Source organism: Cobetia sp. 1CM21F, assembly GCF_023161745.1.
GTDB classification, from domain to species: domain Bacteria; phylum Pseudomonadota; class Gammaproteobacteria; order Pseudomonadales; family Halomonadaceae; genus Cobetia; species Cobetia amphilecti.
In genome coordinates, this window is sequence record NZ_JALNTQ010000003.1 from 75,423 (window position 1) to 94,491 (window position 19,069).

The 19,069-nt window shown below is 65.9% G+C and carries 16 protein-coding genes; 14 read left to right on the top strand and 2 right to left on the bottom strand.

The window, feature by feature from the left end; genetic code table 11:
* The first annotated feature begins 46 nt into the window (after nt 1-46).
* The 4 genes from MSG32_RS11665 (at nt 47) to MSG32_RS11680 (ending at nt 5,900) form a co-directional block, all read left to right on the top strand.
* Nucleotides 47-2,218: a cache domain-containing protein gene (locus MSG32_RS11665; protein ID WP_248379809.1), complete on the top strand. Its 2,172-nt coding sequence runs from the start codon at nt 47-49 to the stop codon at nt 2,216-2,218.
* A 16-nt stretch (nt 2,219-2,234) separates the two neighbouring features.
* Nucleotides 2,235-3,764, top strand: a complete 1,530-nt coding sequence (locus tag MSG32_RS11670; protein ID WP_248379811.1) for a response regulator — start codon at nt 2,235-2,237, stop codon at nt 3,762-3,764.
* 122 nt (nt 3,765-3,886) lie between these two features.
* Complete coding sequence (locus MSG32_RS11675) at nt 3,887-4,648, top strand: DUF1007 family protein (protein ID WP_248379813.1); 762 nt, start codon at nt 3,887-3,889, stop codon at nt 4,646-4,648.
* A complete protein-coding gene (locus MSG32_RS11680) occupies nt 4,638-5,900 on the top strand; it encodes a sodium:proton antiporter (protein WP_248379815.1) in 1,263 nt (420 codons plus the stop codon). The genes MSG32_RS11675 and MSG32_RS11680 overlap by 11 nt, the downstream gene beginning before the upstream one ends.
* Nucleotides 5,901-6,073: 173 nt before the next feature.
* Here the strand turns inward: MSG32_RS11680 and MSG32_RS11685 are convergent, their stop codons facing one another.
* A complete protein-coding gene (locus tag MSG32_RS11685) occupies nt 6,074-6,502 on the bottom strand; it encodes an HIT family protein (protein ID WP_248379817.1) in 429 nt (142 codons plus the stop codon).
* 404 nt (nt 6,503-6,906) lie between these two features.
* Between MSG32_RS11685 and MSG32_RS11690 the strand changes: the two genes are divergently transcribed.
* The 8 genes from MSG32_RS11690 to MSG32_RS11725 all read left to right on the top strand — a co-directional run bounded on the left by MSG32_RS11690 (nt 6,907) and on the right by MSG32_RS11725 (nt 14,198).
* Nucleotides 6,907-7,914, top strand: a complete 1,008-nt coding sequence (locus MSG32_RS11690; protein ID WP_248379819.1) for a TAXI family TRAP transporter solute-binding subunit — start codon at nt 6,907-6,909, stop codon at nt 7,912-7,914.
* A 365-nt stretch (nt 7,915-8,279) separates the two neighbouring features.
* Nucleotides 8,280-10,352 carry a TRAP transporter permease gene (locus MSG32_RS11695; RefSeq protein WP_152965327.1) on the top strand — a complete coding sequence of 691 codons (2,073 nt, stop codon included), beginning with the start codon at nt 8,280-8,282 and terminating at the stop codon, nt 10,350-10,352.
* 204 nt (nt 10,353-10,556) lie between these two features.
* Nucleotides 10,557-11,336, top strand: a complete 780-nt coding sequence (locus MSG32_RS11700) for a TSUP family transporter (protein WP_248379821.1) — start codon at nt 10,557-10,559, stop codon at nt 11,334-11,336.
* A gap of 168 nt (nt 11,337-11,504) precedes the next feature.
* Complete coding sequence (locus MSG32_RS11705; RefSeq protein ID WP_054555249.1) at nt 11,505-12,500, top strand: zinc-dependent alcohol dehydrogenase family protein; 996 nt, start codon at nt 11,505-11,507, stop codon at nt 12,498-12,500.
* 65 nt (nt 12,501-12,565) lie between these two features.
* Nucleotides 12,566-12,697 carry an entericidin A/B family lipoprotein gene (locus tag MSG32_RS11710; RefSeq protein ID WP_084589348.1) on the top strand — a complete coding sequence of 44 codons (132 nt, stop codon included), beginning with the start codon at nt 12,566-12,568 and terminating at the stop codon, nt 12,695-12,697.
* A gap of 23 nt (nt 12,698-12,720) precedes the next feature.
* Nucleotides 12,721-12,852 (top strand): entericidin A/B family lipoprotein, encoded by a 132-nt coding sequence (locus tag MSG32_RS11715; protein WP_107335644.1) that lies wholly within the window; start codon nt 12,721-12,723, stop codon nt 12,850-12,852.
* Between the two features lie 151 nt (nt 12,853-13,003).
* On the top strand, nt 13,004-13,135 hold the full coding sequence (locus tag MSG32_RS11720; RefSeq protein WP_043333217.1) for an entericidin A/B family lipoprotein: 132 nt from the start codon (nt 13,004-13,006) through the stop codon (nt 13,133-13,135).
* A gap of 175 nt (nt 13,136-13,310) precedes the next feature.
* A complete protein-coding gene (locus MSG32_RS11725) occupies nt 13,311-14,198 on the top strand; it encodes a LysR family transcriptional regulator (RefSeq protein ID WP_248379823.1) in 888 nt (295 codons plus the stop codon).
* A 126-nt stretch (nt 14,199-14,324) separates the two neighbouring features.
* Here the strand turns inward: MSG32_RS11725 and MSG32_RS11730 are convergent, their stop codons facing one another.
* Entirely contained in the window at nt 14,325-15,437 is a 1,113-nt protein-coding gene (locus tag MSG32_RS11730; protein WP_248379825.1) for a rhodanese-related sulfurtransferase, read from the bottom strand.
* Between the two features lie 337 nt (nt 15,438-15,774).
* On the opposite strand from MSG32_RS11730, the gene MSG32_RS11735 reads away from it, so the two are divergent.
* On the top strand, nt 15,775-16,566 hold the full coding sequence (locus tag MSG32_RS11735; protein ID WP_052384488.1) for a formate dehydrogenase accessory sulfurtransferase FdhD: 792 nt from the start codon (nt 15,775-15,777) through the stop codon (nt 16,564-16,566).
* Between the two features lie 15 nt (nt 16,567-16,581).
* The gene (locus MSG32_RS11740) at nt 16,582-18,969 is read left to right on the top strand and encodes an FdhF/YdeP family oxidoreductase (protein WP_248379827.1); all 2,388 of its coding nucleotides are present in this window, start codon (nt 16,582-16,584) and stop codon (nt 18,967-18,969) included.
* Nucleotides 18,970-19,069: the final 100 nt, after the last annotated feature.

The window sequence follows — 19,069 nt, forward strand, 5'->3', positions numbered from 1 at the left end:
AGTGCCGGAGCCCGAGCGAGCCCGCGCTTGCGCGGTGTGATGGCCCATGACGCTGAGTGCGCTGCGCCGTCGGCGTCTGGCCTGGTTGGCGCTCTCGGCCAGTCTGCTGGCCGGGCTGATGGCCTTGTTTGCTCTCTGGCATTGGGAGCTGGCGCGTGGCGAGCGTGATGCTCGCCAGCACGCCGCGACTCGCCTGAATTTCTACGCCAGCACGCTGAATGCCGAGTTGTCGCGCTTCCAATGGCTGCCGGAATTGCTGGCACGCCAGGCCCGTGTGCGTATCGCCCTTGGCGAGCAGGGCGTTCCGCCTGCGGCAACGCCGCCTGTTATCCCCTCAGACGAACGCGACGCCGCCAGTGCCGCCGCTCCCCTCGGTTCGAGCAGTGATCTCAACCAGCACCTGCGGCGTGTCGCGCGTGCCTCCGGCGCGGCGGCCATCTTCCTGACCGACCGCGACGGCATGACCGTGGCCGCGAGCAACTTCGATGAGCCAGACAGCTTCGTCGGCTATCGCTACGACTACCGCCCTTATTTCATCGATGCCCTGGCGCGCGGGCGCGGTGAATTCTTCGCCGTCGGCAATACCACCGGGCGTCCCGGCTATTTCGTCTCGGCGCCGGTACTCGGGGCCGAGGGTCAGCCGCTGGGCGTCATGGTGGTCAAGGTCTCGCTGGAGGCGCTGGAAGATACCTGGCGCCAGGCGGGGGAGACGGTGCTGCTCGCCGATGCCAATCGCATCGTGCTGCTGGCCTCGCGGCGCAACTGGAAATATCGCGCGCTGGAGGCGATCGAGCCGCAGGCACTGGACAGCATTCGGGCACAGCAGCAGTTTCGCGGGGCGCCGCTGACACCGCTGTCGCGGGAGCTGGAGGACGGCAGCCTGGTGCTGGGCGACAACCACGAACTGGCGGCGTCGGAGATCGCGCGGCTGCCGACTGCGGCGATGGGCCAGCGCTATCTGGATGAGTCGCTGGCCAGCGGGCCGTTGGGCTGGCAGCTGCATTTTCTGATGCCGCTGCGGCCACTCTATATCCAGGCGCGCAATGTGGTGCTGGTCGGGCTCGCCGTGATCCTGGGACTGGCGATGATGGCGCTGTGGATGCGCGAGCGTCAGGCGCGCCTGGGGCTGATTCGGCGTGAAGCGGTGATGATGCGCGAGATCAACGAGCGCCTCGAGGAGCGGGTCGCCCAGCGCTCGCGCGAACTCGAGGCCACGCGTGACGAGCTGGTGCAGGCCGGCAAGCTGGCCGCGCTGGGCACCATGGCGGCCGGTATCGCTCATGAGCTCAATCAGCCGCTGGTCGGCATTCGCACCTATGCCGCCAGCGGCGGCAAGCTGCTGGCGCGGGGCATCGCCTCCGCCGCAACGCGCCCCGAGCTGACCGCGCGTGCCGCCGAATCCGCCGCCAGCAACTTCACGCGCATCAGTGAGCTGTCCGAGCGTCTGGCGGACATGATTCGCCAGTTGCGGGTTTTCGTGCGTCCGGCCAGTCAGCAGGCGCCCGTCGCCCTGGCGCTGGCGCCGAGCATCGACTTCGCGCTGGAACTGCTCGCCGAGCGAGTCACCGCCCTCGACCTGACGGTGGAGCGGGACGCGCTGCCCCGAGACATCATCGTGATGGGCGAGCAGGTGCGTCTCGAGCAGTTGCTGACCAACCTGATCCGCAATGCGCTCGATGCGCTGGAAGGGGAGCAGAAAGCGCAGCAGGCCGATCAGCAGAGCGATGCGCCGGAAAACAAGCGCACGGTCCCGCGACTGCGCCTCAGTTGGCAGTCCTGGCCGGCAGTGGCCAGTCTTGAGGGGCAGCCGGGCGGATGTCTGCGCATCGAGGACAACGGCCCCGGCATCGACCCTGCGCTGCGTGCCACGCTGTTTGATCCCTTCACCACCACACGTGAGGTCGGCGAGGGCATGGGGATGGGGCTGTTTCTGAGTTATGGCCTGGCGCGCGACCTCGGTGGCCTGCTGCGTCTGGCCGATGGCGCTTCTGTGTCTGAACCGGCTGAGGGCTCTTCTGTGTCTGAACCGACTGAGGGCTCCTCGCTGGCTGAGGGCTCCTCACTGGCTGAGGGCTCTGCGCTGGGCGGCGCCTGCTTCGAATTGTGGCTACGCACGCCGGCGTCCGAAGCGGGGCATGACGGCGACGGCACGGATCATGAAGGCACTGGCCATGAAAGCACCGAACAACACGGCAGCGGGCAGCAATCCGTGACATGACGGGGTATACGCACGAATGACAGGCTATACGCATGACAGCGATGGCTTCGAGGGCGCAGAGGGGTTTGCCGCCACGGGCCTGGACCCGGCAGAGCTGCGCCTGCAGCAGGACAGCGATCTGACCCGCGAGGCCCCGGTATGGCTGGTGGATGATGATCCGGCGGTGCGCGAATCCCTCGCCCAGTGGCTGGAGCTGGCCGAGATCCACCTGCGCTGCTTCTCGCGCGCCGAGGCGCTGCTGGAAGCCCTGGCCGCCGCCGAGCCGGTCAGTGTGGTGATCAGCGACATCCGCATGCCGGGCATGGATGGCCTGACGTTGCTGGCGCGGCTTGCGCTAAAGGCACCGGAGCTGCCGGTGCTGATGATGACCGGTCACGGCGATGTCGCTACGGCCGTTGCCGCGATGCAGGGTGGGGCGCGCGACTTCATCGAGAAGCCGTTTGACCCCGAAGCGCTGGAGCTGAAGCTGCGTCAGGCGCTGGCGGGGCGGCGTCTGAGTGATGAAAACCAACGCCTGCGCCGCCGCTTGAGCGTGCGCGGCCTCAGTGGACTGCTGCGGGGCGAGAGCCGTCAGATTCGCCAGCTGCGTGAGCGACTGCTTGAATTGCGCGGACATCCTGCGCGGGTCTGGATCAGCGGCGAGGCGGGCAGCGGGCGCAGCACTCTGGCGCTGGCACTGGCCGAGCATGCGCCGCCTGCCGACGCATCGGCCTCAACTGCCGCCATGCCGACGGCGGCGACGGCCTTGCTGGCACGAGTGGAATGCGCGCCCCTGTCGCAAGCCAGGGCAGAGGGCGCGGAGGCACTGGCGGGCGCGATCGAGGATGCACTCGCGGCATGTCCTGCGGCCAATACCTTGCTGCTGCATGAGGTGGACCACCTGAGTGGCGCGCAATGGCAGTGGCTGGACGGCTGGATCGCCGCGCGTGAGGACGGCGCCCGCCAGGCGCCACGGCTGGTGTGCAGCGCGCTGCGCAGCGTGGGCGACGTGATGGCAAGCGGGCCGCTGACGCGTACTCTCGGGCATGCACTGGCCGAGATCGAACTGACGACACCCGCCCTGCGCGAGCGGCGCGAGGACATCCCGTTGCTGATGGCGCATTTCAGCCGTCAGGCCGCCGAGGTGCATGAGGTGGAGGCGCAACCCTTCGCCAGCGGTGAGCTGGCCGCATTGATGGCGGCGGACTGGCCGGGAAATCTGTGGCAGCTGCGCCAGGCCGCCAGTCGCCGCGTGGTGCTGGGGGAATCGCCCACCACGCGGCAGTCCTCCACACCGGGCAATGCCTCAGCGGAGGACGAGGCTTGCGAGACCGGCAATGGCGCGAGCGACGAGGCGCTGGCGAGCAGCGAGGAGCATGGGCTGGCGGCACAGGTGGCGATGTTCGAGTCGACCTTGATTCGCGCCGCCTTGACTCGCGCACGCGGCAACATCGCTCAGGTGCTGGAGGAGTTGGCACTGCCGCGGCGTACGCTCAATCTCAAGATGCACAAATACGGGCTGCGCCGTGAAGACTTTCGCCATGGCCATGATGATTCGGCGAACTGACCGTCACCGTTGCCTGTCGAAGGTGTCCTCGGGCTGCGTCGGGATGCCGCCCGTTTTGTCATGAAGTAACATCCTGCCAATCCCTTCCTGTCGTCCCCGTGACGTTCTGCCGGAGTTTCCCGATGTCTGTTGCTGTTCATCGCCTGGTGGCGGCGCTGTCGTCCGCGCTGGCGCGTTTCCCGTCTCGTCACAGCCTGCGCCCCGTGGTCTGGCTGACGCCGTTGCTGATGCTGGGCACACTGGTGGCCAGTCAGCCCGCCGCAGCGCATCCGCATGGCTGGGTCGATCTGCGGGTGACGCTGCGCCTCGATGACCAGGGGCGGGCCGTCGCGATGCGCCAGTATTGGCTGCTCGACCCCTTCTACAGCCTGACGCTGCGTCAGGAGCTGGCCGCGCTCGAGGACGATACCAGCATGGAGCAGCGCCTCGATGTGCTGGGCAGCGAGATTCTGGCCAATCTGTCGCAGTTCGATTACTACACCCATGTCACGCTGGACGGTGAACCCGTGGCGCTTGGCAAGGCGACGCGCCAGACCACCTGGCTCAAGGGCGAGCGTGTCGCCTTCCAGATGGAGCTGCCGCTGGCCGAGCCGGTGGCGATGGCTGGCCATACCCTCAGTTATCGCATCTACGACCCCACCTATTACATCGAGATTCTGCATGATCCGGATGCCATCGCCGTGCAGCAAGGGCTGGTGGTGAGCGGGCTGGAAGGGCAGGACTCGGCGCTGAGCTGCACGTCGGGCATCACGCCGGCCGACCCGGACCCGTCCAAGGTCGCCGAGGCCTCGATGCTGGATATCAATGCCACCGCACCGATGGATCTCGGCCAGTACTTCGCCGATGTGGGCAGTGTCAGCTGTGAGGTGGCTGATGAGCAGTGAGCCGAAGGACACCAGCGGGCTTGGCGATATCAAGAGCCTCAAGGGCATGCGCGATGGCCTGCTGAAACCGGCCTCGTCGCGGGGGCGGCGCCTGGCCGGCTGGCTGGCGGTCGGCTGCGGGCTGCTCGTGCTGGGCATGGCGCTCTGGCCAGGCCTGGTGCAGGGCTGGGGCGAGGCGCTGGGGTGGATCTTTGCCGAGCAATCGCGTTTCCAGCGCTCGCTGGGGCGCGCCATGAGTGAGCTTGCCGCGCATCCCGGCACGCCCTGGGCGCTGATCGGGCTGTCCTTCGCCTATGGCGTGCTGCATGCCGCGGGCCCCGGGCATGGCAAGGTCGTCATCAGTACGCTGCTGGTCAGTCAGCCCATCGTTCGGCGCCGTGCGCTGTGGCTGTCGTTGCTGGCGGCCTTGCTGCAGGGCCTCAGTGCGCTGGTGCTGGTCGGTCTCGGGGCGGGGCTGCTCGACTGGGCGGGGCGCGATGTGCTCGGGCAGGTCGAGAAGGTCACCCTGCTCAGTCATCTCGGGGTGCTGGTGCTGGGGCTGTTGCTGCTGTGGCGTGCCGCTCGCACGCTATGGCGTGTTGTCAGGGCACAGCCTGACTCAAGCGTGGGAGCGCCGCAGGCGCCAGCGATGCAGGGGCTGGCGTTCGAGCCGTCGCCTGGCCACGACCACTCACATTCTCACTCTCACTCTCACTCTCACTCTCACTCTCACTCTCACGGCCACGCTCATTCACACGGGCATGACTGTGGCTGCGGCCATGCGCATGGCGTGACGGCGGAGCAGGCCAGTGGCGACTGGCGCACCATGGGCATGGCGGTGCTGGCGATCGGCCTGCGGCCGTGTTCCGGCGCGATTCTGGTCTTGCTGGCCGCGCTGGCGCTGAACATGGTCGGCAGCGGGGTACTGGCGGTGCTGGCGATGTCCTTGGGCACCGCGCTGACGGTGGGCAGCGTGGCCATGGCCACCTTGATCATGAAGGCCAGCGGACGCCTGGCGGCGGCCGGCTCGCGCCTGGGTGGGTCTCACCCGGACAGCCGCACGCGCCGTCAGTGGCCGTGGGCGGCACTGGTCGGGCTGCTCGGCGGCATCATCATCACGGTCTTTGGCGCTTTGCTGGTCGCCAGCAGCCTCAAGGCGCTGGACTCTCCCACCGGTCGCGGTGCTTCGCCGTTTGATCGCTCGGCGCCGGGCACTTCCCTCCAGAGCCCTCTGGGTCCGAGGTCATCAGGGCAGAGCTCAGGCGAGGAGTGAGACCTGCCCCGCCAAGGCAGGCAGGCCGCTTGCTACCTGTCGCTTACTAGCTGCTGCTTACTACCAGCAAGATTCGAAAACGGGGCCCATCGGGCCCCGTTTTCGTAGATGTGAGAACGTGGATGACAGTGTCTGCGAGAGCGCAGATGTCAGTGACAGCGCAGGAGACGGCGTCAGTAGGAATAGCTCGGCAGCTCGGCGATCTTCATGCGCAGGGTGTCGACCAGCACCGTCAGTGCCTCGTTGTCGTGGGGCTCGGCCGTGCCGACGCCCCACACCGGCCCTGGCCAGGCTGCATCATCGCTGCGGCGGGCGATCACGTGCATGTGCAGCTGCGGCACCATGTTGCCCAGTGCGCCGATATTGAGCTTCTCGCCGCCGCTTACCGTCATCAGCAGCTCGCCCAGTTGCGTGGTTTCCTGCCACAGCTGCTGCTGGGCGCTGCTGTCCAGCTCGTAGATCTCGCGGATGGCATCGCGGCGCGGAATCAGTACCAGCCACGGATAGCGCGCATCGTTCATCAGACGCACGGTGCACAGCGGCAGGTCGGCCACGAAGTGGGTGTCGGCGTCCAGCTGCGGGTGAAGGCTGAAGGGGGTCATCGTCTCTCCTTGATCGGATGGAGCAGGGCGGGCGTGAGTCGAGGGCAAAGGGTAACCCGAATCGTGGCGGACTCCCTGGCGTGAACGCCCGCGAATGCCCTCAGTGTGACCAGATCGGCAGAATCCTGCCACTTTGCGGATTGCCCGTGCGCGCTGTGGAGGCTGCGCAATGCCCCCATCGCCAAATACCGCGCCGCGCGGACAGTTGCTAACCTTCTTCCTACGCTGATGCAGAGGCTCGCAACGAACGCCCCACGCAAAAGAGGGCTACCTTGCGCATTGTCGGTCGCGACATGGCCAGCACCGCCCAGGGCCAGAGCCTGCTCAGCCGCAATGTCCGTCTGCCTACCCACATTACAAGAATGCTCAACCTGCGCCCGGCAGGTTCGCCAAGGAGTCACTCCATGCAAAAGCGCCAGTTCCTCAAGGCCGGTCTCGGTCTCGCCATCGCAGCCTCTCTTGGTCTCAGTGCCGTGGCTCAGGCGGAAGGCAAGTACATCATGGGTACCGCCACCACCGGTGGCACCTTCTACCCGGTCGGCGTGGCACTCTCCACGCTGATCAAGGTCAAGCTCGAGCCGACCGCCGGCATCTCCGTGTCCGCGATCTCCTCTGCCGGTTCCGGCGAGAACCTCAAGCTGATGGAAGAGGACCAGGCCCAGTTCGGCATCATCCAGGGCCTCTACGGCGCCTGGGCATGGAATGGCACCCCGCCGGTCAACAAGGCGCACAAGAACCTGCGCAGCATCTCGATGCTGTGGCAGAACGTCGAGCACTTCGTGGCCCGCAATGATGAGGTCAAGACCGGCACCATCGAGGACATGACCAACTTCTACGGCAAGAGCTTCTCCATCGGCAAGAAGAACTCCGGTACCGAAGGCTCGGGTCGCTTCATCCTCGAGCAGCTGGGCATCGATGCCGACAAGATGGATCTGGCCTACATGGGCTATGGCCCGAGCGCCGACGCGATGCAGAACGGCAACATCGACGGCATGAACATTCCGGCCGGCGCACCGGCCTCCGCCGTGACCCGTGCCTACGCCAACCTGGGCGGCGAGATCACCACGCTGGACTTCACCGAAGAGCAGCTGGCCAAGGTCAACTCCCAGTTCGAGCTGTGGACCCCGTATGAAATCGCCGCTGGCACCTACCCGGGCCAGGACGAGGCGATCAACACCATCGCCCAGCCGAACATCCTGGTGGTGCGTGACGATGTCTCCGAAGAAGACGTCTATCAGATCACCAAGACCATGTACGAGAACCTGCCGTTCCTGAACAACATCCACCCGGCTACCAAGGCCATGGCCCTCGACAAGGCCATCGCGGGCCTGCCGCTGCCGCTGCACCCGGGTGCCGCACGTTACTTCAAGGAGCAGGGCATCGAGATTCCGGCGCGCCTGATCGCCGAGTGATCCATACCTGATGTTCCCGCTGCCCTCATCGCTCGCCTCTGGCGGCGGTGAGGGCAGCGCAGTTTCCCAGACCAATAAACCACCGCCGGTCCGGCGCCATGACACTGCCCCGCGTGGGCAAAGTGGCAGGCGCAGGACCAGAGCAGTGCCCACGAATGATCGCGGTAGAAGCCCGTATTCTCCTCGCAAGCCCGGGCGCATGGTGACGCAAGTCGCCGCTGCGCCATCGCTGTCTGATCCCGTTTTGAGGCAACGCCATGCATGATTCCCGCTCGCCAGAGCCCTCTCGTCCCACTGATAGCGAAGCGCAGGAGCCGGATCTCTCCGGTGTGCGCGACGAATCCGCCGAAGCTGCGCCGTGGCGCATGGAGCTGCCCTGGCTGGGGCGTGCCGTCTTCGTGATCTCCATCGTCATCTGTCTGGCGCACCTGTACTTCAACACCGTCTCGACCCTGTCGGAGCTGTGGGTGAGCGCCTTGCACTACGGCCTGTTCGGTCTGCTGTGCGCGCTGACCATTCCGATGCTGACGCCGGCCAGTGATGGTGCCAAGCGCTGGGTACTGGGCGTGGATGTCATGCTGGGGCTGGCGGCACTGGGTTGCGGCCTCTACCTGATCGGCTTCGAGGATGCGCTCTATGACCGCGGCGTGGTGTTCTCCACCGCGGACTGGGTGGTCTCCATCGTCGCGGTCGGCCTGATCCTCGAGTTCGCGCGTCGCACCACCGGCTGGTTCATCCCGGTGCTGTGTCTGATCGCGCTGACCTACGTGGCCTGGTGGGGCAAGTATGTCGGTGGCGTGTTCAACTTCCCGGGCCTGACCTGGGAGACGGTGCTGTTCAGAAGCTTCATCGGCGGCGAAGGGATGCTGGGCTCCATCGCACGCATCTCCTGGTCCTACGTATTCATGTTCATCCTGTTCGGGGCCTTCCTGGTCAAGTCCGGCGCGGGTGACTTCATCATCGATCTGGCGCGCTGCGCGGCGGGTCGCTTCAAGGGTGGCCCGGGCTTCGTGGCGGTGTTCGCCTCCGGTCTGATGGGCTCGGTGTCCGGCTCGAGTGTCGCCAACACCGTCTCCACCGGCGTGATCACGATTCCGCTGATGCGACGGGCCGGCTTCCCGGCGCGCTTCGCGGCAGGCGTCGAGGCCGCCGCCTCGACCGGTGGTCAGCTGATGCCGCCGGTGATGGGCGCAGGTGCCTTCATCATGGCCTCCTACACCCAGGTGCCGTACCTGACCATCGTCGGCGTGGCCGCCTTGCCGGCGCTGCTCTACTTCCTGTCGGTGGCCATGTTCGTGCGCATCGAGGCCAAGCGCTCCGACGCCACGGCGCTGGATGACCCGCAGGGCCCGCGTCTCAAGGACGTGCTCAAGGATGGCTGGCACTATCTGGCACCGCTGTTCGTGCTGGTCGGCGCGCTGATCTACGGCTTCACGCCGACCTACGCCGCCGGCATCGCGATCCTGTCCGTCATCGCGGCCTCGTGGCTGTCGAAGAATCCGATGAAGCTCGGCGACATCATCGAGGCGATGCTGGCCGGGGTACGCAACATGACCACCACGGCGATCCTGCTGATCACCGTCGGCCTGATCGTCAACGTCGTCTCCACCACCGGTATCGGCAACACCTTCTCGCTGATGATCACCGACTGGGCGGGTGGCAGCCTGCTGATCACCATCATCCTGATCGCGCTGGCGTCATTGATTCTGGGCATGGGCCTGCCGGTGACGGCGTCCTATATCGTGCTGGGCACGCTGTCCGCCCCGGCGCTCTACAACCTGATCGCCCATTCCCAGCTGGTGGATCTGCTGGCGGCGGGCAACCTGCCGGAGCAGGCCAAGGCCATCTTCATGCTGGCCGCACCGGACAAGCTGGACCTGCTGGGCGCGCCGATGAGCATGGACGCCGCCCGCGAACTGCTGGCGCTGGTGCCGGATACCTTCCAGAGCCAGCTGTATGAGCAGGCGCTGTCGCCGCACGTGCTGACCATGGCGCTGGTGAGTGCCCACATGATCATCTTCTGGCTGTCCCAGGATTCCAACGTCACGCCGCCGGTCTGCCTGACCGCCTTCGCGGCAGCCGCGATCGCCCGTACACCGCCGATGAAGACCGGCCTGATGGCCTGGAAGATCGCCAAGGGCCTCTACATCGTGCCGCTGCTGTTCGCCTGGAGCCCGCTGATCTCCGGTGACATCGGCGAGATGCTGACGGTGTTCGTGTTCGCGCTGTTCGGAATCTACGCCATCGTCGCGGGCCTGGAAGGCTATCTGGAGCACGAACTGCCCTGGTGGCTGCGTCTGGCGATGTTCCCGCTGGGTGCGCTGATGCTGTGGCCGCATGGTCAGCTGACCTACGACCTCGCGGGTCTGGTCATCTTCCTGGGCGTGCTGACCTACAGCGTGCGTCAGAGTGGCCGGCAGGAAGCGCTGGCGCACTGAGCCAGGCGTGTCGGATGAGCGCCAGACGCGTCAGTCGATGTGGCTGAAGCAGGCGTGACGCGACGCGATATGCTATGAACGATGCCCGGCATCACTTTCCCCCGCGCAGTCACGCGAGGGTGGTGTGTCGGGCATCGCGCGCTCTGGGGCCTGTCCGCCTCGGGCGTCTTCACTCAACGGGATGGCGGGACAAGGAATGTCGGCATGATGTCGGATGTTGCAGGGCTGACCAGCGGCCTTGATCTGATCAGCGTAGTGGCGCTGATCGCACTGGGTGGCGTGGCCGGTTTCATCAATGTGCTGTCGGCGGGTGGCTCGATGCTGACGCTGCCATTGCTGATGTTTCTCGGTCTGCCGCCTGCGCAGGCCAATGCCACCAACCGCGTGGCGATCGCGTTGCAGAGTGCGACCGCGACCAGCACCTTCCTCAAGGCGGGCGCGCACAACATGGGCGTCGCCTGGCGACTGGCCGTACCCGCCGTGGCAGGCGCCATGCTGGGCGCCTGGCTGGCGACCCGCATCAGTGCCGAGGCCTTCGAGAGCGTCCTGATCGTGGTGATGGTGGTGTGTTCGATCATGATGCTGCTGCCGACGCCGCGCATCGACACCCGTGAACTGACGCCGGAGCGCATCACGCCCGTGGTGTTGCTGGCGATGTTCGGCATCGGCATTTATGGTGGCTTCATCCAGGTCGGTGTCGGCGTGCTGTTCATCGTGGTGCTCTACCGGCTGCTCAAGATCGACCTGACCCAGGTCAACGTCTTCAAGGTCTTCATCGTGTTGATGTATACCCTGCCGGCGCTGGCGGTGTTCGTGTTCGATGGTCAGGTGCGCTGGGCCTACGGTCTGGTGCTGGCGGTCGGCAACATGAGCGGCGCCTTCCTCGGCGCGCGGGTCAACATGAGTCCCGCGGGTGCGCGGTGGGTGAAATGGCTGACCGTTACGGTCATCTTCATCATCGTGCTCAAGCTGGCGCTGACCTGATGCTGGCCTGATGCTGACCTTATGTTAGACACGGAGTAAGCTCGCGGTAATCTGAGCGAAATGCCAGTCTGTCCCGTCGACACACCGGCACGCCGCTCACCCCCTATTCATGATGGCGCCGAGCCCGGCTATGGCGTCTCTTCCTTCATCGTTCAGGAGTCTTTCCTCATGCAAGCCATGGTCATCGAGCAGTACGGCGGTCCCGAAGTGTTCGTCGAGCGCGAACTGGAGACCCCGACACCGGCGCGGGGGCAGGTGCGTATCAAGGTGACGGCTTCCAGCATCAACCCCATCGAGACCAAGCTGCGCAGCGGGCTGGTCAAGTCGCACCCGGAATTCCCGGCCATTCTCAATGGCGATGTCTCCGGGGTGATCGATGCCGTCGGCGAAGGCGTGTCGGACTTCTCCGTCGGGGATGAAGTGCTGGGCTGTGCCGGTGGCGTGAAGGGCTGGCAGGGCGCTCTGGCGGACTACATGATCGCCGACACCCGTGTGATCGTGAAGCGCCCGAGCCTGGCGGCGCTGACGCTGGAAGAGTGCGCGGCCTTGCCGCTGGTGTTCCTGACGGCCTGGACGGCACTGGTCTCGCGCGGTCAGATCAAGGAAGGCGAGCACGTGCTGATCCACGCCGGTACCGGCGGCGTCGGCCATGTCGCGGTACAGATCGCCAAGTATCTCGGCGCGCATGTCACCACCACCGTGTCCAGCGAAGCCAAGGCGGACCTGGCACGCCAGCTGGGCGCCGACGAGATCATCAACTACCGCGAGGAAGCGGTCGCGGACTACGTGACGCGCCTGACCTCCGGGCGTGGCTTCGATCTGGTCTTCGACACCGTCGGTGGCGACAACCTGGACCGCTCCATCGAGGCCACCGCGACCTCCGGTCGTCTGTGCTCCATCAATACCCGCTCGACCCACGACCTGACCCAGCTGCACTCCAAGAACCTGTCGCTGCACGTCATCTTCCGCTCGGTACCGCTGCTGACCGGTATCGGCATGGACGACCAGCCGGAGCTGCTCAACGCCCTGAGCGAGATGCTGGAGGCCGGCGCGGTACGTCCGCTGCTCGACGAGCACCAGTTCAGCTTCCGTGACGTCGCCAAGGCGCATGAGCTGCTGGAGTCCGGCGAGGCGCTGGGCAAGATTCTGCTGGTAAATCGTTGAGTGTTGGCACCTTCGGTCAGTGAGGGTGTCTGACCTTCATTGGCCGTTGATCAGGAAGAGAAGTGATGAGAATGACGCGTTTGATGGTGGCTGCCCTGTTGGTGGCCAGTGTGAGTCTGGCCGGCTGCAATACCGTGGCCGGTTTCGGCAAGGACCTGGAGCATCTGGGCGGTTCGATCGACAACGCCGCCAGCTGATAGCCCGAGAGAGAGGAATGCCCATGCGACGATTCATGATGATGACTGGCACCGCGCTGCTGTTCGGCCTGCTGTTGGGTGGCTGCAATACCGTGGAAGGTTTCGGGGAAGATCTCGAACACCTTGGGGGTTCCATCGAGGAATCGGCCAGTTGATGGCACTGTCCATGACATGGGCGGCGAGTGAACAAAACATGAATCTCACCCCTTGAAAGCCCATGGGGCGGCCCAAGGTATGAGGGTAGAGGCGCAGGAACTGGCGTCTTTACGAGATTTCTCGATATTCACTACCGCAAGGAGCATGACCATGTCCCGCACCATTGCACTCATCTTCGCCTCTTTCTTCACTCTGGCCGCGCTTTCCGGCTGCAACACCGTTGACGGTGCCGGCCAGGATGTCGAGCATGCTGGCGAAGCTGTCCAGGACGCCGCTCAATAAGCGACGCCCCGGATAGTGGTGATATCCAACGCCCGGCCATCGCGCCGGGCGTTTTCGTGTCTGATCGCCAGACATGCAGGCGTGCTGACTGACGGGCCGCCTTGCGTCATCATGGCGCTGACGGCATGCGCCCCCAGCGTACGTCACCCCCGCCACCGCGAGCCAAGGGCCCGACATGGATCATCGACAGTTGAGTTTTCTGGTCGCGCTGGCCAGTGAGCGCCATTTCGGTCGCGCCGCACGGGTCTGTCATGTCACCCAGCCGACGCTGTCGGCGCGCCTCAAGCAGCTCGAGGAGGAGCTGGGCACGGCGCTGATACTGCGCGGCCACCGCTTCGAGGGCTTCACGCCGGAAGGGGAGCGCGTGTTGACCCATGCACGGCGCATTCTCGCCGAGCTGGATGAGCTGAAGGGAGACCTGTCGCCGGACGCGGTGCTGACCGGGCGCCTGTCACTGGGCGCGGTGCCGTCGGCGCTGGCGGCGGTCGGCGAGTTTCTGCCGCGGCTGCGCGAGGCCTTTCCGCAGCTCTCGCTGCGCCTGCGCGAGCTGTCGACCTCATCGCTGGCCCAGGGGCTCGAGGATGGCGAGCTGGATCTCGCGGTCGGCTACCCCGCGGCGCCGGCCATGAGCGGCTTCGCCTGTCGGCCGCTCTATCAGGAGCATTCGGCCTTGATCGCCAGTCAGGCGCATTTCCGCCTGCCCGACGCGCCGCAGTGGGAGTGCCTGCGTGACTACCCGCTGGTGTTGCTGACGCCGGAGATGCAGCAGCGGCGGCGCCTCAATCAGCAGTTCGAGCTGCTGGGCCTGCAGCCCTCGCCCCTGTTGGAGGCCAATTCGATTTCCGGCCTCGGCGTGATGCTGGAGGCTGGCCTGGGAGTCAGCGTGCTGGCGGAGAACCTGGCCGATTCGCGGCTTGGTGAAGGGCTGGTCGCGCGTCGGCTGCCCGGCGAGGGCGAGACGGTCGGGCTGTTGTGGCGCAGTGGTCAGCAGCGCAGCCGACGACTGAATGCCGTGCTGGAGCTGCTGCGTTCGCTGCCTCACTCGGCGGGTGTGGCCGATTGAGCGAGCCTGCAACGCAGAACACCCCGTCGAGACGGGGTGTTCTGGTAGCGAAAGCGGCGTTGGCTGCTATCAGCTCTTATCGCTGGGTTTTCTATGCCGGGCTTTCTTGCAGGTCTATTGGCAGATCTACTTGCCGGACTTCTCGCTGGACTTCTTGCTGGCTTCCAGCGCGGCACGCCGGGCGGCTTCACGCTGCTGCCGCTTGGCATCGCGCCGCGCCTGCATCTGGGCGACGGCGTCCATGCCCAGATGGGCTTCGCCACGTTCTCTGGCGAGGCGAATCTGGTTCTCGCGTTCGGCGAAGCGCGCCTTCTGGGCATCGCTCAGCTTGTCGTAGCAGCGCGGGCAGCTGACGCCTTTCTGATAGCGCTCGCTCTGCTTGTCTTCCTCGGTGATCGGCAGGCGGCAGGCATGGCACTGGTCGTACTGGCCGGGACGCAGCTGGTGGTCGACGGTGACGCGCTCATCGAACACGAAGCACTCGCCCTGCCACAGCGTCTCTTCCTCGGGCACCTCTTCCAGATACTTCAGGATGCCGCCCTTGAGGTGATAGACCTCATCGAAGCCCTGCTCCTTGAGATAGGCCGTGGACTTCTCGCAGCGAATGCCGCCGGTGCAGAACATCGCCACCTTGCGGTGCTGTTTCGGGTCCAGCTCACGCGAGACGTAGTCCGGGAAATCACGGAAGGCAGTGGTGTTCGGGTTGACGGCACCGGCGAAGGTCCCCACTTCCACTTCATAGTCATTGCGCGTGTCGATCAGCAGCACCTCAGGATCGGAGATCAGCGCATTCCAGTCCTTCGGCTCCACATAGGTCCCGACGGTGTGACGCGGGTCGATGCCCTCGACGCCCATGGTGACGATCTCGCGCTTGAGCTTGACCTTGGCGCGCAGGAAGGGCGCCTGCTCGGCCAGTGACTGCTTGGTGTCGAGCTCGGCCAGACGCGGGTCGCTGGTCAGCCAGGCGAGCAGCGCATCGATGCCCGCGCGTGAACCGGACACGGTGCCGTTGATGCCTTCGCGGGCCAGCAGCAGGGTGCCGCGGATGGCGTGCTCGTTCATCACCGCCAGCAGCGGGTCGCGCAGCGCCTCGAAGTCCTCGAGGGTGACGAACTTGTAGAGCGCGCAGACCACATGCTGCGGCGCCAGCGGGCTGGGGCGGGCGGAGGCAGATGTGCTGGTCAGCTGCGGGGCGCTGGCCTGATCAGATGCGGCAGTCAGGTCGGGAGTGTCGGTCATGCGAAGGGTCCTCATGCGGGCCGGAACGTAAATCCGGAGCAGGATGATCGAGAGATGAGAGCGGCCGGCGGACGGGTGATAGCGCGACAGCAGGAGCACCCTCAAGGGTCGGCGACGCATTTTACGCGACTCGCGCGCGAATTTCTCGCCCGCCGCGATGGCTCGCATGCCTGTCACCGGCAGGATGCCATCTTCATTGGCGGTGTCTATCAATTGGCGGCTCGGCTCAATTGGTCGTCCTCACGGCATGACGGTAGGATATTCCCATATTGCGCAGAGGTCGGGTGAGGGTTGCGCGCACCTTTCTCGCCACGCATCTGCGCCACGGAGAGCTGTAATGAAAGATTCGCTCTATCAACAGGCGCCAGGCGCTGCAGGCTACGCGGATGCCCGCGAGGTGCCGCTGCGCGAGCTGGATGGCCCATCGGAGCTACCGGTGAGTCTGGCGCTCAATGACACCGCGATGGGTACCTTGCTGGCCAGTCCAGAGGCCCTTGAGCCGCTGGCGCTGGGGCATGCCTTCACCGCGGGCTGGATCACGCGGCGTGACGAGGTCTCGGCGATCCATCTCTCGCGGCTGCGTCATGGGCTGGCGGTGCGCCTTGAGGTCAGTGACTCGCTGGCGCGCAAGGCCGAGCGTCATCAGCGGCGTGAGAGCAGTGTCTCGAGTTGCGGCGCCTGTGGCGTGCAGGACGAAGCGGAGCTGATGGCGGGGCTCATGCGTCTGCCGCCACGGGCAGCGCTGGCACCCGATGCGCTGATGCGTGGGCTGGAGCGCCTGGAGCGCGCCACGCGCCGCGGCATGCATCTGGCGCTGGGGCTTGACGCCGAAGGCGGTCTGATCTCGCAGGGCGCCGATATCGGTCGCCACAATGCGCTGGACCGCGTGATCGGCATGAGTCTCGACAGCGGTGTGTGGCCCGAGGCGTTGCTGGTATCGAGCCGCTGCAGCCTGGAGCTGGTGCAGAAGACCATCCGTGCGCGAATTCCGACCCTGATCACCCTCGCGGTGCCCTCGCGACTCGCCGTTGAGACCGCCCGCGCCTGCGACCTCAATCTGATCTGTGCCCACCGCGGGCGTCGACTCGAATTGCTCAGCGGTCACGCTGATCGCCCCCGTTCATCCTAGCCAGTGGATCCTGACATGACCGACATTGCTGCCCCCGAGATCGAGACGCCTGCGTCTGCCAGCCTGCCCCGCGAGGATGCGCAACAGACGCGTCATCCGCGCATTGCCGCCTATTCCGGGCCGGCGGGTGGCTGGGGTGCACTCAAGAGCGTCGGTCAGCATGTCAGTCACTCCAGGGCGCCGTGGAAGAGCGTGCGCTCCCTGCTCAAGGCCAATCAGGACAAGGGCTTCGACTGCCCCGGCTGTGCCTGGGGAGACCCGGAACACGGCTCCTCCTTCGAGTTCTGCGAGAACGGCGCCAAGGCGGTGGCCTGGGAAGTGACCGCCAAGCGGGTCACGCCGCGCTTCTTCGCGCAGCACACCGTCACGGAGCTGCTGGGCTGGGACGACTTCATGCTCGAGGATCAGGGGCGTCTGACCGAACCGATGCGCTACGACGCGGCCAGTGATCGCTATATGCCGATCAGCTGGGACGCGGCCTTCGAGCTTGTCGCCGAGCACCTCAGCGCGCTGACGTCGCCGGATGAGGCGCTGTTCTATACCTCGGGACGTGCCAGCAACGAGGCGGCCTATCTCTACCAGCTGTTCGTGCGTCTGTTCGGCACCAACAACTTCCCCGACTGCTCCAACATGTGCCACGAGGCCAGCGGTGTCGGCATGAAGGCGAGCCTCGGCGTCGGCAAGGGCACGGTGCTGCTGGAGGACTTCGAGCACGCCGATGCCATCTTCGTGTTCGGTCAGAACCCCGGCACCAATCACCCGCGCATGCTGGGCGATCTGCGGCGTGCCTCACGGCGTGGCGCGCGCATCGTCAGCTTCAATCCGCTGCGTGAGCGGGGGCTGGAGCGCTTTGCCGACCCGCAGTCGCCGCTGGAGATGATGACCCTCTCCAGCCAGCCCATCAGCCATCGCTATTACCAGCCGCGCATGGGCGGCGACATGGCGGCGGTGCGCGGCATGGCCAAGGCGCTGTTCGCGATGGAGGCGCGGGGCGAATTCACGCGCGCCGCCAGCTTCATCGAAGCGCATACCCGGGGCGTCGAGGCCTGGCAGGCGCTGGTCGAGGCGACCGAGTGGGCAACCCTCGAGGACCAGTCCGGCCTGACTCGCGCTCAGCTCGAGGAGGCGGCCGCCATCTTCGCCAGTGCCGGCAACGTCATCTGCACCTGGGCGATGGGCATCACCCAGCATCTGCATGCCGTCGAGAGTGTGCGCGAGATCGTCAATCTGCTGTTGCTCGGCGGGCACTTCGGTCGCCCCGGTGCCGGGGCCTGTCCGGTGCGTGGCCATTCCAACGTTCAGGGCGATCGCACCATGGGTATCGACGAGAAGGCGCCCGCCTGGCTGATCGATGCGCTGGAAGCGCGCTACGGGGTCAGCATGCCGCGTGCGCCGGGCTACAACACCGTGGAGAGCCTGGCGGCGCTGGAGCAGGGCAAGGCGAAGACCTTCGTTGCGCTGGGCGGCAACTTCACGCGTGCCACGCCGGACAGCGAGCGGACCGAGGCCGCGATGCGCAACCTCGAGCTCAACGTCCAGATCAGCACCAAGCTCAATCGCAGTCATCTGGTGATGGGCAAGCAGACCGATGCGCTGATTCTGCCGTGTCTCGGTCGCAGCGAGATCGATCGCTCCTCACAGGTGGCTTCCCAGCACATCAGCGTCGAGGACTCGATGTCGATGGTGCACTCCAGCGCCGGCATCAAGGCGCCGGCCAGCCCTGAATTGCGCTCCGAGCCCGGCATCATCGCGGCGATCGCGCGTGCCACCCTGGCGCGCGTGCTGCCGGCGCGAGGAGTCAGTGATCCGGTCGATTGGCAGGCCCTGAGCGAGAACTATGATCTGATCCGTGACGAGATCGCGGCGGTCATCCCCGGCTTCGCGGACTTCAATGCGCGGCTGGCACACAAGCGCGGCTTCCACCTCGCCAATCCGGTTCGCGAGCTTGCCTTCCCGACCTCCAGCGGCCTGGCCGAGTTCTCGCACATGCCGCTGCCGGAGTCGGTGATGCATCAACAGCTGGCACGGCGTGACGGCTGGCTGACGCTGCAGACCATGCGCAGCCACGATCAGTACAACACCACCGTCTACGGCTACAACGACCGCTATCGTGGCGTGTCGGGTCAGCGGCGGGTGATCTTCATCAATGGTGAAGACCTGGCGCGGCTGGGGCTGGCCGACGGTGATTGGGTCGACATGCTCGGCGAGCCGCGTCCGGACGGCAGCGAGCGACGTGCGCCGCAGTTCCGTCTGGTCGAGTACGACATCCCGGCCGGTTGCATCGGGGCCTACTATCCGGAAACCAACGTGCTGGTCGCGTTGGAAAGCCACGGCGCTGATACCGGCACGCCATCCTCCAAGGCGGTGCCCGTGCGTCTGGAGCGCAGTTCACGCATCGCCTGACGGCGCGAGATGCCAGCAGCAGGGTGCATGCATCACCACACTGCCGTGCCGCGAGGAGACTCGTCGCGCGGCAGTCGTGTGTCTAGAATATTCCCGTGCG

Coding starts and splice junctions, on each gene's coding strand:
- MSG32_RS11665 (WP_248379809.1), top strand. CDS start 47: ATGACGCTGAGTGCGCTGCGCCGTCGGCGTCTGGCCTGGTTGGCGCTC.
- MSG32_RS11670 (WP_248379811.1), top strand. CDS start 2,235: ATGACAGGCTATACGCATGACAGCGATGGCTTCGAGGGCGCAGAGGGG.
- MSG32_RS11675 (WP_248379813.1), top strand. CDS start 3,887: ATGTCTGTTGCTGTTCATCGCCTGGTGGCGGCGCTGTCGTCCGCGCTG.
- MSG32_RS11680 (WP_248379815.1), top strand. CDS start 4,638: ATGAGCAGTGAGCCGAAGGACACCAGCGGGCTTGGCGATATCAAGAGC.
- MSG32_RS11685 (WP_248379817.1), bottom strand. CDS start 6,502: ATGACCCCCTTCAGCCTTCACCCGCAGCTGGACGCCGACACCCACTTC.
- MSG32_RS11690 (WP_248379819.1), top strand. CDS start 6,907: ATGCAAAAGCGCCAGTTCCTCAAGGCCGGTCTCGGTCTCGCCATCGCA.
- MSG32_RS11695 (WP_152965327.1), top strand. CDS start 8,280: ATGGAGCTGCCCTGGCTGGGGCGTGCCGTCTTCGTGATCTCCATCGTC.
- MSG32_RS11700 (WP_248379821.1), top strand. CDS start 10,557: ATGATGTCGGATGTTGCAGGGCTGACCAGCGGCCTTGATCTGATCAGC.
- MSG32_RS11705 (WP_054555249.1), top strand. CDS start 11,505: ATGCAAGCCATGGTCATCGAGCAGTACGGCGGTCCCGAAGTGTTCGTC.
- MSG32_RS11710 (WP_084589348.1), top strand. CDS start 12,566: ATGAGAATGACGCGTTTGATGGTGGCTGCCCTGTTGGTGGCCAGTGTG.
- MSG32_RS11715 (WP_107335644.1), top strand. CDS start 12,721: ATGCGACGATTCATGATGATGACTGGCACCGCGCTGCTGTTCGGCCTG.
- MSG32_RS11720 (WP_043333217.1), top strand. CDS start 13,004: ATGTCCCGCACCATTGCACTCATCTTCGCCTCTTTCTTCACTCTGGCC.
- MSG32_RS11725 (WP_248379823.1), top strand. CDS start 13,311: ATGGATCATCGACAGTTGAGTTTTCTGGTCGCGCTGGCCAGTGAGCGC.
- MSG32_RS11730 (WP_248379825.1), bottom strand. CDS start 15,437: ATGACCGACACTCCCGACCTGACTGCCGCATCTGATCAGGCCAGCGCC.
- MSG32_RS11735 (WP_052384488.1), top strand. CDS start 15,775: ATGAAAGATTCGCTCTATCAACAGGCGCCAGGCGCTGCAGGCTACGCG.
- MSG32_RS11740 (WP_248379827.1), top strand. CDS start 16,582: ATGACCGACATTGCTGCCCCCGAGATCGAGACGCCTGCGTCTGCCAGC.